Source organism: Sphingomonas sp. AP28 (genome assembly GCF_056680455.1).
Genome location: NZ_CM155283.1, coordinates 200,108 through 213,290, shown reverse-complemented (window position 1 = coordinate 213,290; position 13,183 = coordinate 200,108). Strand labels below are relative to the sequence as shown.

Below are 13,183 nucleotides of genomic sequence, written 5' to 3'. Positions count from 1 at the left end.
GTCTGAGCATCCATGTATGTGCGTGAACTGCCGGTCCCATTGCGGTCGACGAGACCCACTTCCAGACGTTCAAACGCCCTTCCCGGCTTCCCAACTTCAGACGCTCGTTCATCCGCGATCTGAAATCGCAGCCCTCAACTATTCGCTCGCGAAGAACTGAGTCCTACAGTCTTGCACTGGCAGGGTAGGCGGAAATTTCAGCTACCTGTACGAGGAGGCTGGTACTTGCTCTTGGGCGCATCGACCAACCGCTTAATTAGGTCGACCTCCGACTGACGGTATGGCGTCCCATCGGCCTTCAGCATGTCGTGGAACCAAATCGTTGGCTGCGTGAGTGTGTAAGGATGGTACCAACTGTCCCACGGCAGCCGCGTCTGTGTTTTTCCGTCGACGAAGCCCCAGTTCATCATTGCGACGTTGTATCGCTTACCGATCGGCAGGCTGCCATCGAAGGTTGAGCCGTTACCTCGTGCCATATACTCGGTGCACAGTATCGGCCGGTCATAGGGGATTAGCTCTTTGATCTTGGCCTCGAACGTTTCTGGCCAATCGTAATTGTGAAAGCTGACGATATCGGATTGGTCGAGCTGGATGGCTTCGATCGGCTTTCGCTTACCCCCCGGCGTCCAGTCACCGTCATGGCTCCAAACCGGGCTTGTCAGCGGTTGCGTTGGATTCATCGCCTGCGCCCATCGAAAGACATCGCCGAGCATTGCTTGGACTTGAGCGACCTTGCCGGGAGTCGGTGCATAGGCTGGTGCCAGATTGTCGGGCTCGTTCCAGACGTCCCAGGCGAGAATGCGGTCGTCCTTTGCGAAGGTCCCGACGATATCCTGCACATAGGCTTTGAGCTGCGGCCGCGCCCCGGTATCCGCCAGGATCGCCGTCCCCGGAGACTGTACCCAGCCCGAGTTGTGGACGCCGGGTATCGGCGGATGCTGCGGCCCGACCTTCGGGTCGGGATCCCAGCAACTGTCGAAGAAGACCAGCATGGGGCGGATCCCGTGCCTCTTCGCGATGGCGAGGAACGCATCGATCCGTGTCTTGAATCCTTTGGGATCCTGCTGCCAGAGCTTGTCGTGAAGAAACACGCGCATCGTGTTCATGCCCATCGCCTGCGCCCAGCCGAACTCGCGGTCGATTGCCGCGGGATCCCAGGTCGCGGCCTGCCACATCTCCAGCTGGTTGATCGCGTTGGCCGGAACGTAGTTCGCGCCGACCAACCAAGGCTGCTTCGCATACCAGGCGTTAGCCTGCGCGCTCGTCCACCGTTCGCGGGCACCGGCTTCGCGCGCACCCATGGCGGTGCAAGCGAGAGCGATCAGGGCGAGCCCCATCCGACGTTTCATGTGCATCTCTCCTGTCGCCGCGACCGCCGCTGCGATTCTTTCGGCTTGTTGATCAGTGTCTTCTGCTCAGCATTCCGCATCCTTAGCGCCCGACGTCGCTGCAAACTCACGGAAACCCGCTGCCATAAACCGCGCCATCCGCGCTTTGACGGCTTCGAAATCGTCGGAGTGGCACAGACCGTTCGACAGCTTGTCGATCCGCCCGGTCCGCGCGAGCGTGAGCAGCAGGCTGCCGGTAACGAAGTGATAGCCCCAGAAGATATCCTCTTCCGCCATATCGGGCATCGCCCGCTTGAGCAGGTCGATCAGCCGCATCACGACCGGATCGAAATGCTTGTCCATCAGCTCGGCGCCATAGTCGGTGTTGCTGAGCTGGCCTCCGAGTGCGCCCCAGTTGCGCCACCCTTCCCCGCCGGAAATGTACAGATCGAGATCGGTATCAAGGAACGCGTGCAGCGCGCCCTCGACGGTCGGACGACCGCCGCACGCGCGTTCATAGGCATCGAGAGCCTCGATCCGCCGCGCGCGCGTGACGGTGGCACGTCGTTCGAAGACCTCGACGAACAACGCCTGCTTGTCGGCGAAATAATAGTGCATCAACGACGTGTGGACGCCGACGCGCTGCGCGACGTCTTTTAGCGTGACGCCGTAGATGCCGTGTTTCGAGAACAGATATTCCGCCGCATCAAGTATCTGCTCGATGCTGTCCTCGCGACGCTCTTTTCTTGAACGTTTGGTCTGCGGGCGTTCGGCGGGTGTATCAGTGGCCATGACGAGGGTCATGCGCGGAGGACCGCGTCGGACGCAACCGCTTCGGCTGTGCCAAAAGTTACGCGGAGCGCCTGCTTGTCGATCTTGCCGGTCACGGCGAGCGGCATCCTGTCGACCCTGACGATCGCATCGGGCATCCACCACCGCGGGATCCGACCATCCAGCAGCGCTTCGACATCGACGTCGGTGCTGGCTTCGTAGATCAGAACCGGTCGCTCGCCCCATTTGGGATCGGCGCGCGCGATCACCGCGACCAGGCCAGTATCCAAATTCTCGGCGACAATGCGTTCGATCTCGCCGGGATTGATCCACTCGCCCCCGGATTTGATGAGGTCTTTCGCCCGGCCGGTGATCGTCAGGCTGCCGTCCGGGTCGATGCGCGCCAGATCGCCGGTATCGAACCAGCCTTCGGCATCGGTCGCATCCTGCGCAGTCCCGAAATAGCGCTGCACGACACTCGGTCCACGGACTTGCAGATGCCCCTCTGTCTCGCGCTGTCTGGCGAGCACTGTGCCAGATGCGTCCGTCAACCGCAGATCCAGGCCGATCGGCACACGCCCCGCCGATCCGGAACGCGTCCGCTCCACGCCGTGGGGTGCCACGGTGCCGAGCGGTGAAAGCTCAGTCATGCCCCAACTTACATGGACGGACACGCCCAGACCGCGTTCCAGTCGGCGTTGTGCGTCGATCGGCATGGCCGCCCCGCCGAGATAAATTCGTTGCAAGGACGGTAACGCAATGTCGTGACGCTCGACATGATCAAGCAGGTCGAGCCAGACCGTGGGCACACCCGCCGCGACCGTCACCGCCTCCGACGCGATCAAGCCGGCGAGGCTGGCGCCGTCCAGGTTCCTCCCAGGCAGCACGAGTCCGGCGCCCACAGCTGGCGCTGCAAACGGTATGCCCCAGCCATTGGCATGGAACATCGGCACGATCGGCAGCACCCGGTCGTCCGCCGTCAACGCCAGCGCATCCGCCTGAAGAAGGCGCAGAGTGTGCAAATAGTTGCTGCGATGCGTGTAGAGGACACCCTTGGGCGGACCCGTCGTCCCCGACGTGAAACAGAGCCCGGCAGGATCGTCCTCCAGGGCGCCCCCCCAAACCGGCGCCTCATAGTCACAACCCCCGGCCGTAAGATCGCTCAGCGATGTACCGGCAGAACGCTCTGGATCGTCGATCGCGATCGTCGCCAGAGCACCGTTGGTGATCTCGGACGCCAGCGACGCGAGGTCGGACCCATAGAACAAAAGGCGTGGGCGGCTGCGCGCCGTCATCGCCGCGAGCTGCGCTGCGCTGAGCCGTGGATTGAGCGTGTGGGAAATCGCACCGATCGCAGCAGCCGCATACCATAGCAGCACGTGCCCCTTGGTATTCCAGCCAAGCGTTGCGATCATGTCGCCCCGCCCGATCCCCCCCGCGGATAGCGCGGCCGCCAGCTGGCCCGCCTCGCGTCGCAGTTCGGAATAGCCTGTTCGAACCACCCCATCGGGGCCTGCCGACGCCACGGTTACGTCGGGATGCCATTTGGCCGCATGGTCGAGAAATTTCTCTACGGTGAGGTCATGGCGCTGCATCGATCCTGCGTACGACCGCTCGCCGGTCATGGCTCGTTCGTCCACGCGGCGATCGAAGTTGCCAGCGCAGCCTTTCTCGCCTGCTCCTCCAACGGAGTCAGCATCGTCGCCTTGATCGGCGTGGCGATCGTCAGGCTGCGCGGTGCCGTCGCACCGTCGATCCGCGGCCATGCTACCAGCCCCTTGGCGTTGGGATCACCGGTTCGCGCGAACTGCACCCAATAGTCACCCATCGCTCGCGAAACAGTGCGATCGGCATCGTCCCACACCGCACCGTCATACGGGTTCCCGAACAGATATTGCAGCTCGTCGCCATGTCCCGTCCCTCCGGAACCGGTGCGTTGCGATGCGGGGACCTGGTCGAAATAATAGCTGAATGCACGGCCACCGGCCGCGGCATGCATCGCCCCGATCGACACCGAAGGCAGGATCGACAGGACATCCTCCGCCAGATCGGTTTTCGCCGCGTCGGCCGATTTACCCGGCCGTGCCGCGACATAACGCGTCTCGAAGTCGCTCACCGCGGTGCCCAATGCCAGCTTCACCCCATCGGCGTTGTTGGACGATAGGGTCGACTCGTTCGAATTGGCGCCGATGATCAGCGGCACTTTCCTCTCGCGCTTGCGCAAGAACGCGGTACCCGGACTCGCAACGACCACCTTCCCGTCGATGAAGGGAAAGCTCCGCATCAGCAGCTTGTCGGCCGGCAGCCCGCGTAGCCGCGCCGCGGTCACATTGCCCAGCCCGGCGGCATCGCTCAGCGTCTTGCCCACCGCCTCCACCTTCGCAAAGCTCGGCAGTACCGAGCCGCCCGCACCGGACTGACTGATCGCCTTGTCGAACAAGCCCTCTGCGGCAGGCGACCCCATCAGGAGCTGCACGGTGCCAGCCCCCGCGGACTCGCCGAACGCCGTGACGTTACGCGCATCGCCTTGAAAGGCAGCGATGTTCTTCCGCACCCATCGAAGTGCAGCGATCTGATCCATGATTCCATAGTTGCCAAGCGCGCTGCCCGGTGCCTCACGCGTTAACGCGGGATGCGCGAAGAAGCCCAGCACGCCGAGTCGGTAGTTGAGCGTCACCACGACGACGCCGCGCCGCGCCAGGGCGGCACCGTCATATAACGGTACGCCTGCCGATCCGTAGGTGAACCCTCCGCCGTGGAGAAACACCATTACCGGATATTTGCCGGGCTTTGCCGGCTGCCAGATGTTGAGGAACAGACAATCCTCGCTGGTCGGACCGACCTGTGCCCAGGCTTCCGTACGTCCCGCCAGCTGCATGCAGGCTGCGCCGAACCGCGTCACGTCGCGCGTCCCCTGCCATGCAACGACGGCGGCCGGGGCGCGCCACCGGCGATCGCCGACAGGCGGCGCGGCGTACGGGATACCCTTGAATATCCGGAGGTCGCTCGTGGCGCGTCCGACGACAACGCCCCCTTCGATGGTCGCGACAGGCCCGTGCGGTGCGGCATACACCGGTGCAGCGCTTGCGAACATGGCCAGCGCCGAGACCAGCCCTGCCGTAACCAGCCCCCTCGTCAATCCAGATGTCATGCGCCCTGCTCCTCTATCCGATCCGCAGGCTCTGTCGGCCCCGCTAATACCCCTTTTCATCATTCACTAATTCACATGTCAATCAGTCTTGACTCCATTTTTTCTTTCGGGGATGACTATGGGCGAGCGCCGAAGAGCGCCGTTTTTAGGGAGTAAGAGGATGCGAGGGCTTCTTCGTGCATCGGTGTCGATGCTCGTGTTGGCGGCATGGCCTGCCGCAGCACAAACCGTGGTAGCAGGCGAGCGCGCGCCGGGAGCGACCAGCGCAGACCCGGTTCAGGCGGATGCCACCCCGGTCGACGACAGTACCGCATCCAAGGATATCATCGTCACCGGCTCACGTACGATCGTCGACGGATCTCGCGCACCGACACCGATCACCGTCGTATCCGCCAGCCAGCTCGAAACCTCGGCACCAGGCACAATCGCACAGGGGCTGAACCAGCTCCCCGCCTTCCGCGGATCGACCGGCGCGGCCAACGGCCAGAGCGGATCGAACGCCGCAGATTCCGGCAGCTTCATCAACCTGCGCAATCTCGGCGCACAGCGCACGTTGCTGCTGCTTGACGGCCGACGTGCGCCACCGTCAACGCCACTGGGTACGGTCGACACCAACATCCTGCCGCAGGAACTCGTTAAGCGGGTCGATGTCGTCACCGGCGGTGCGTCGGCTGCCTACGGGTCCGACGCGGTCGCGGGTGTGGTCAATTTCGTACTCGATACCGGCTATGAAGGGCTGAAGGGCAGCGTCCAGGCCGGCACCACGACGTACGGCGACAACGGCACGCAGAAGGTCACCCTGACCGCCGGCTCTGGCTTTGCCGGCGGACGTGGCCGCATCGTCGCAAGCGCTGCGTTCTACAGTTCCGACGGCGTCGGCAGCAGCGCGAAGCGCCCCTGGGGCCGAGATGCCTATGCCGTCATCCGCGACCCGGCAAATCCCGCGCAGAGCATCATCGTCTCGGACTTCAACAATCCGATCTTCTCGCCCGGCGGCGTGATCTATGGCGGCACCGGTCTCGGGTCTGGCGTGCTGCAGTTCGGTCCTGGCGGCACGTTGCTCCCGTTCAACCGTGGCACCATCGTCGACAGCGTGCAGGTCGGCGGTGACGGCCCCAAGACATCGACTAACCTGATCGCCAAGGTGCGATATGGCAGTGGATTTACGCATGCCGAATTCGACGTCACCGACACGCTGACCGTCTTTGGCGAAGGCATGTTCAGCAGCGTGCGCAACCGCTACAAACAGGTCGAAGACTTTTTCATCCCCGGCTTCAACGCGCCGACCATCCTGAGCGGCAACGCGTTCCTGCCAACCGCCGTGCAGTCGATCCTGACCGCCAACCGGCTCGGTGGATTCCAGCTTGGGCGCTTCTCGTACGATACCCAGCCCGCAACCGCGACGACGACCAACGACACCTATAACTTGGTCGCCGGCCTTAAGTGGAAGCTGCCGAGCGACTGGCGGCTCGACGCCTATTATTCGCGCAGCCACAATACCCAGCTCACCAAGGTCGCGAACGACGTCATCTACAGCCGGTTCTTCGCGGCGGTCGACGCGGTCCGTAATCCCGCTAACGGCCAGATCGTCTGCAATGTCACACTGACTAACCCGGGCATGTATCCCGGTTGCGTGCCGATCAACCTGTTCGGTAGCGGCAGCCCGTCCCAGGCCGCAATCGACTATATCAAGGGCACCGCCTTCTACCGTGCCGTGGTCAAGCAGCAGGTCGCAGAGGTCGCGCTGAGCGGTTCCGCGTTCACGCTCCCCGCCGGCGACGTCAGGGTCGCGATCAGTGCCGACTACCGCAAGAACTCGGTCACGCAGACCACCGACTCGCTGTCGACTACCCCAGTGTCCGCCACCGGCCTGCGTCTGGTTCCCGCCGCGGTGCTCGCCGGCGCCGGTAGCTATCAGCTTGGCAATACGCAGCCCTTGGGTGGTTCCTTCGACGTCAAGGAAATCGCCGGCGAGGTCAACGTGCCGGTCCTGTCGTCACGCTCGCCGATCGGCTCGATCGATCTCAACGGCGCCGCGCGCTACACCGATTATAGCATCTCCGGGTCGGTCACGACGTGGAAGGCGGGCGCAGTCTGGAAACCGGTCGACGGCATCGCGCTGCGCGGCACCGTGTCGCGCGATATTCGTGCGCCCAACATCCAGGAACTGTTCGGCGGCTCGATCCAGAGCCAGGTCACGGTCAATGATACGCGCAACAACCTCGCCGCCAACGTCATTCAGAGCCGGATCGGCAGCATCGCGCTCGATCCGGAGATCGCCAAGACCTATACCGGCGGTGTCGTATTCACCGGTATTCGCGGGCTGGTCGCGTCCGTCGATTACTTCAACATCAACGTGAACGACGTCATTCAGACGTTGACGCCGCAGCAGACGATCGATGCGTGCACCGCCTCGGCGTTCACGTCGGCCCAGTGCGCGAACCTCGTCTACACGAATCCGGCTGCGCGGACCGGACTGGTCCGTGTCTTCACACCGCAACAGAATTTGAGCCGGCTGAAGACGAGCGGGATCGACGGCGAGGTCGGCTACACAACACCGCTCGCCGGCGGCACGATGCAGGTCAGGGCGCTGGCGTCGTATCTGATCAACTATTCGATCGGCGTCCCGGGCGGCGCGACGATCGATTACACCGGTGTCGTCGGGACGTATCAGAACCCGCGCGTCACCGCCCTTGCCAGCGCATCCTATTCCGCCGGCGCCGTCACGCTCTACGCGCAAGAACGGCTGGTCGGGAAAGGCAAGTTCCAGGCGAGCACCGACTATTACAATCCGGCGCTCAGCCCGTCCGACAACCGCATCCGCGCGGCCTGGTACACCGACATCACGTTGAAGGTCGATGTTGGCACGGACCGCCGCATGCAGTTGTTCGGCACCGTCAACAACCTGTTCAACGCGCATCCGCCGATCATTCCCAGCGGCGCGTTCCAATATGATTATCCGACCAACGCCAGCCTGTACGACGTCGCCGGTCGCACGATTACCGTTGGCGCACGAATGAAGTTCTGGTGACCGCTGCCAGCGTCACGCCGGAGGTCCCCTCCCCGCGCACAACGGGGAAGCCGACGCCAGCGCGGCGCTGGATCACGCTCGGCATTCTAACGTTCGTCTACATTCTCAACTACGTAGACCGGACGCTGCCGTCAGTCCTGGCAAAGCCGATCCAGGACGATCTGAAGCTGACCGACGGCCAGCTCGGATTGCTCGGCGGACTGTATTTTGCGCTGTTCTACGGCGTGCTGTCGCTCCCCGTCGCCTGGATTGCGGATCGGTCGAACCGGGTGCGCATCGTCGCCGTCGCGTGCGCGCTGTGGAGTGCGGCGACGATCGCTTGCGGTCTAGCCCGCGGCTACGGAGAACTCGCGACGGCGCGCATGGCGGTCGGTGTCGGTGAGGCTGGCGGCGTTGCGCCGTCCTATTCGATCATCGCCGATCTGTTTCCCGGTGAACGCCGCGCCACCGCACTCTCGCTTTATAATCTCGGGCCACCGCTGGGCCAGATGCTCGGCGTCGCCGGCGGTGCGGCGCTGGCCGCCAGCGGTGGTTGGCGCCACGCGTTTCTGGTCGTCGGCGCGATCGGCGTGGCGGCAGCGCTAGCGGCGTCGATCACCCTGCGTGAACCCGCGCGGGGGACGATGGATGCTCCTGTTCCAAATGCTCCGGAAGCGCCCGTGCGCGTCGGCTTCATCACAAGCGTCCGCCTGTTTTGGGCCGATACGACACTCCGGCTCGCGGCGTTCGCGGCCGCCGCATCGGCGTTCATAGGCTCGGGCACGCTCGCCTTCCTGACGCTGTTCCTGATGCGCGAAAAGGCCATGACCCTGCAGCAGGTGGGCAGCTACTTCGCGGTCCTGCTCGGCGTCTGCGTGTGTTCGGGCATCTTCGCCTCGGGCCGGCTGGTCGATGTCCTGTCGCGACGCTCGACCGCGGCGTACGGACTCGTTCCCGCCCTTGCCACGGCGGTGTCGCTGCCGTTCTTCCTCGGCTTCGTCGCGGCGCCCGATTGGCGGATCGCGCTCGCGCTGCTCGCCGTGCCTCTGTTCTGCAACTACTTCTACCTGACCCCGGCCGGTGCGCTGGTGCAGGCTCGCGTCCCCGCCGAGCGTAGGGCGACCGCCAGTGCGGTGATGTTGCTCGTCATGAACCTGATTGGCGGCGGGCTCGGTCCGATGTTCCTCGGCATGGTCAGCGATGCCGCGCACCGCGGCCAGTCGGCTACCCCGCTGCAATGGGCATTCTACGCGATGGCGCCGGTCTTTGTGATCGCGGTCTGCCTCCACCTTGCCGTGGCACGCAGGCTCAGGCGGCCGGCATCGTGACGCGCGCCGTGGCGCTGATCGTAGCTGCCCTGACGCTCACTGCGTGCGACGGCAGCAAACGCCACACCAGCGGCAGCGACATCGTCGTCGTCCGCAACGACACCGACCTGCACGCCGATCTCGTTGAGCCCGTCGTCAACCAGGAACGGCAGACGCCGATAGTCGCGCCGCCCACGTCGTCCGGCCTCGAAACCCAGCCAGCCGTCAGTGGAACCTTCACCGACACCCCACTGCCACCCGAATTGGCGCACCTGAAAAATCTAGGCGCCGCGCCGATCTCGACCATTTCGAAGCCCGAGGAGAGGATACCATGACGATCCGTACGCTCATCGCCGCACTGATGCTTGTATCGGCCTTGCCAACCGCCGCGGTTGCCCAGAGCCTGGCACCGACCTCACTCGTGCCCGGCGATGGCGATTACATCATCGCACCCGATATCGTCCCCCGAACCTTCAAGCTTCACGTACCGGCAAGCTATGACGGTACGCAGGCGGTACCGCTCGTGCTCGACTTCCACGGCTTCAGCTCGACCGCCGAGGAAGAGCGCAGCGTCTCCGGCCAGCTTCAGCAGTCCGACAAGCGCGGCTTCATCGTCGTCTATCCCGAGGGACTGGCGCGAAGCTGGAACGGCTATGGCTGCTGCTCGACGAGCAAGGCGACCGAGGTGCCCGACGTCCACTTCGCACGCGCGATCATCGACTGGGTGAAGGCCCGCGCGAAGATCGACGCGACCCGGGTCTACGTCACCGGTATCTCCAATGGCGGCTCGATGGCACACCGCATGGCGTGCGAAGCCGCCGATGTCGTCCGCGCATCGGCCGCGGTGTCCTTCCCGCTCAACCTCGACAAATGCACGCCGCGCCGTCCGATCACGATGTTTTCGATTGCCGGCACTGCCGACACGACGATCCCCTATGACGGATCGAACCCGGATGCGCCGGTCAGCAACATCGCCGGCGTGCCGGTCCGCATCCAGTCCGCGCCGGCAAGCCTTGCCGCGTGGAAGGCCAATGACAGCTGCTCGTCCACCCTCTCCAGCCGTGCCGTGATCCCGGATCGAGTACTCGAGGATGTCTATACCGACTGCGCGGGCGGCGTCCGGACTGGACTGCTGACGATCGTGGGCGGCCGGCATGTCCTCTACAACGGCTATCGCGGTCCCACGCTGAGCTACAGCGGCGACAACGCGCCGATCGATGTGTCCGAATATATCTGGACCACCGTTTTCACCCAGTGACCGCGGGACGGCACCATCCTTCCGACAGCGATCAGAACGAGGCGCATTGCACCATGTCTCAGAACCGGCCGATAGGCGTCACGACACGCCGTGAAGTATTATTTGGCGCGGGAGCACTCGGCAGCATCGCTCTAGCGGAAAGCGTTGCGGGGGCGGTGGCGGCGTCGCCCGGTCGCGACATCGTCCCGTTGCCGACGCCCGAGACGATCCGCCGCGACTATCAACGGATGGTGATTTTTGACCGAGGCTGCCAGGGCATCCCAATCATGTTCGCTTCGTCGAGTTCCTCGCGCGCGAGTTCCAGCAGATCGGACTGACCCTCGGCCCGTGCGACAGTTACGCCTATCGACGCTGGGATCCGCTGGCCTACGGCCTCGATCTCGAAGACGACGGAACGATGAAGCCGGTCCCGAACATTGCCTATTACGTCCGATCGCATCCCGCACCGCCCGGCGGTATCACCGCCCCGCTCTATTATGGCGGAACGATCGACAAGAGCGGCCCGACTGCGCTCGGCGAGGTTCCTGCCGGCAGCATCGTCGTGTTCGACGGCAAGCTCCCACAGACAACGATCCAGCAGCTTGTCGATCCGCTCTACATCCAAGTGCCGGAGGCGGAGAAAGCGAAATATCTGTCGCGGCCCTATAAGCGGCTGTGGCTCATGCCCGCATTTCCGCTCGAGGCCGTCCTGGCGAAGGGGGCGGCGGGTGTCGTCATCATCATCGACGTATCGGACGCGATGATCGCCGGAAACTTCTCGCCACATGCCAGCCACTACAAGCCGCCGCTGCCAGCACTTTTCGTCGGAAACGATGCCGGCAATGACCTCCGTCGGCGGGCCAGGCTCGGCAAGCGCGCAAAGCTCACGCTCGACGCACAGTGGGTCGATTGCACTGTGCCCTCTCTAACCGCGATCCTCCCAGGCGAGAGCGACGAGGTCGTGGTCATCGACACCCACACCGACGGACAGAACTTCATCGAGGAAAATGGCGGCATGGCAATGCTGCAACTGGCACGGCATTTTGCCAGTCTACCCAAGCACCAGCGCCTCCGCCGGACCTTGGTCTTCGCAGGCTGGCCCGGTCACATGAGCGGTGCCCTGCCCGAATGTGCAGGCTGGGTCCGGGCGCATCCGGATCTCGTCGAGCGTGCCGCGGCTGCGGCAACGATCGAACATCTCGGCGCGCCCGAATGGGAAGACGTTCCCGGCAAGGGCTACGCGCCAACGGGGCGCAACGAATATATGAACTTTGCAACAACCGGCGGGGTACTGACCGATTTGGTCAAGGACGGGTTTCGTAAGTTCGACCTTCGTCAGCATGGTATCCAGGCTGGTCCGGAAACCACAACCGGCGCAGTGTTTCATGAAAGCGGCGTTCCGCATGTCGGGGTCATAGGCGGACCTAATTACCTGCTGGGCATCGTCAAGAACGGCCACTTGGACAAGCTGGACGCCGACCTGGCAGCGCGACAGACGGCCATGATCGCCGAGTTGCTCACGCGCATAGACGGCGTATCGGCAACGGTCCTCAGGTCAGCCGATCATACCCTTGGGGCGCACCCTGCGCTCGGTGCCGATTCAAGCGTGCGCTCCGCATGTCGCCCAGCATTAGCGCCGGGCTAACCCGCCCAACGGACATGGCCGAGGCGACAGGACCCATGAGCGGACATCCGAGCGCAAAATTGCGGCGCCCACAAACGGACGTTCGTTCAGGTCCGGCTTACGCCTCAGATTATCGAAGGCCAGCGAAGCGATAGGTAAAGACTGAAAGCCCCGCGCCCGCTAGATATCGCGTCGGGCGCGCTTGGGGATCGGCAATGCACAGATCGACGATCGGCTGGGCATCGTGAAAAGCTTGCTCGTAGCTAGCGGTCCCCGGGGTCGAAGCAAGAATGCGGTCAACCATCCTTGGTGCCTTTTGCATGATACAGATATACCCCGTCGAATTGACAGAACGTGCAATGTTTCGACCCATAAGTTGAAAACGGGCCTGTCGTAGGTAAAAGCGCGCAGCGGCACCGGTGTAATAGACGAAGTTGTCAGGGCCAGGAGCTGTGTAAGGACAGGCCCGACGTGCTGCTATGAAGGTGCGGAACGCACGCGCCGTATCGGTCGATTTCGGCGCCGCCAGGAACTTGTGCATTTCAACCGGATATGTTTTTGCCAAGCACTACGCAAATGCATCAAGCCTCAGCATTGCCGCTGGAGACGGCTCGACTAACTGTACAGCGGCCTCGGTCGGGGCGACCGCGATTATTCCAAGACCCATCGCGATGAAGGAAGAGGTTGCCCCAACATCCAGCCAGCGAACAAACGTTCCTGCACGCATTGTTCTACGATCCTCAAACCGAGCCACC

Annotated in this window: 10 protein-coding genes; 5 read left to right on the top strand and 5 right to left on the bottom strand. The window is 63.6% G+C overall.

Features of this window, described 5'->3' with window-relative positions; translation table 11 throughout:
- Positions 1 to 197: 197 nt before the first annotated feature.
- The 4 genes from AC1MH0_RS00965 to AC1MH0_RS00950 all read right to left on the bottom strand — a co-directional run bounded on the left by AC1MH0_RS00965 (position 198) and on the right by AC1MH0_RS00950 (position 5,250).
- Positions 198 to 1,349, bottom strand: coding sequence for a glycoside hydrolase 5 family protein (locus tag AC1MH0_RS00965; protein ID WP_480964291.1), 1,152 nt, complete (start codon positions 1,347 to 1,349; stop codon positions 198 to 200).
- 66 nt (positions 1,350 to 1,415) lie between these two features.
- Complete coding sequence (locus tag AC1MH0_RS00960; RefSeq protein WP_480964290.1) at positions 1,416 to 2,120, bottom strand: TetR/AcrR family transcriptional regulator; 705 nt, start codon at positions 2,118 to 2,120, stop codon at positions 1,416 to 1,418.
- Positions 2,121 to 2,128: 8 nt separating this feature from the next.
- A complete protein-coding gene (locus AC1MH0_RS00955) occupies positions 2,129 to 3,739 on the bottom strand; it encodes an AMP-binding protein (protein ID WP_480964289.1) in 1,611 nt (536 codons plus the stop codon).
- The gene (locus AC1MH0_RS00950) at positions 3,721 to 5,250 is read right to left on the bottom strand and encodes a carboxylesterase/lipase family protein (RefSeq protein ID WP_480964288.1); all 1,530 of its coding nucleotides are present in this window, start codon (positions 5,248 to 5,250) and stop codon (positions 3,721 to 3,723) included. The genes AC1MH0_RS00955 and AC1MH0_RS00950 overlap by 19 nt, the downstream gene beginning before the upstream one ends.
- Before the next feature lie 160 nt (positions 5,251 to 5,410).
- Here AC1MH0_RS00950 and AC1MH0_RS00945 point away from each other — a divergent pair, with 160 nt between their 5' ends.
- From AC1MH0_RS00945 to AC1MH0_RS00925, 5 genes are all read left to right on the top strand, one after another.
- Entirely contained in the window at positions 5,411 to 8,281 is a 2,871-nt protein-coding gene (locus AC1MH0_RS00945; protein WP_480964287.1) for a TonB-dependent receptor domain-containing protein, read from the top strand.
- The gene (locus AC1MH0_RS00940; protein WP_480964286.1) at positions 8,278 to 9,588 is read left to right on the top strand and encodes a spinster family MFS transporter; all 1,311 of its coding nucleotides are present in this window, start codon (positions 8,278 to 8,280) and stop codon (positions 9,586 to 9,588) included. The genes AC1MH0_RS00945 and AC1MH0_RS00940 overlap by 4 nt, the downstream gene beginning before the upstream one ends.
- The gene (locus AC1MH0_RS00935) at positions 9,585 to 9,902 is read left to right on the top strand and encodes a hypothetical protein (RefSeq protein WP_480964285.1); all 318 of its coding nucleotides are present in this window, start codon (positions 9,585 to 9,587) and stop codon (positions 9,900 to 9,902) included. Before AC1MH0_RS00940 ends, AC1MH0_RS00935 begins: the two co-directional genes overlap by 4 nt.
- Positions 9,899 to 10,825 carry a CE1 family esterase gene (locus AC1MH0_RS00930; protein ID WP_480964284.1) on the top strand — a complete coding sequence of 309 codons (927 nt, stop codon included), beginning with the start codon at positions 9,899 to 9,901 and terminating at the stop codon, positions 10,823 to 10,825. Before AC1MH0_RS00935 ends, AC1MH0_RS00930 begins: the two co-directional genes overlap by 4 nt.
- A 397-nt stretch (positions 10,826 to 11,222) precedes the next feature.
- A complete protein-coding gene (locus tag AC1MH0_RS00925) occupies positions 11,223 to 12,449 on the top strand; it encodes a hypothetical protein (protein ID WP_480964283.1) in 1,227 nt (408 codons plus the stop codon).
- Between the two features lie 109 nt (positions 12,450 to 12,558).
- Here the strand turns inward: AC1MH0_RS00925 and AC1MH0_RS00920 are convergent, their stop codons facing one another.
- Entirely contained in the window at positions 12,559 to 12,969 is a 411-nt protein-coding gene (locus AC1MH0_RS00920; protein WP_480964282.1) for a hypothetical protein, read from the bottom strand.
- Between the last annotated feature and the right edge of the window lie 214 nt (positions 12,970 to 13,183).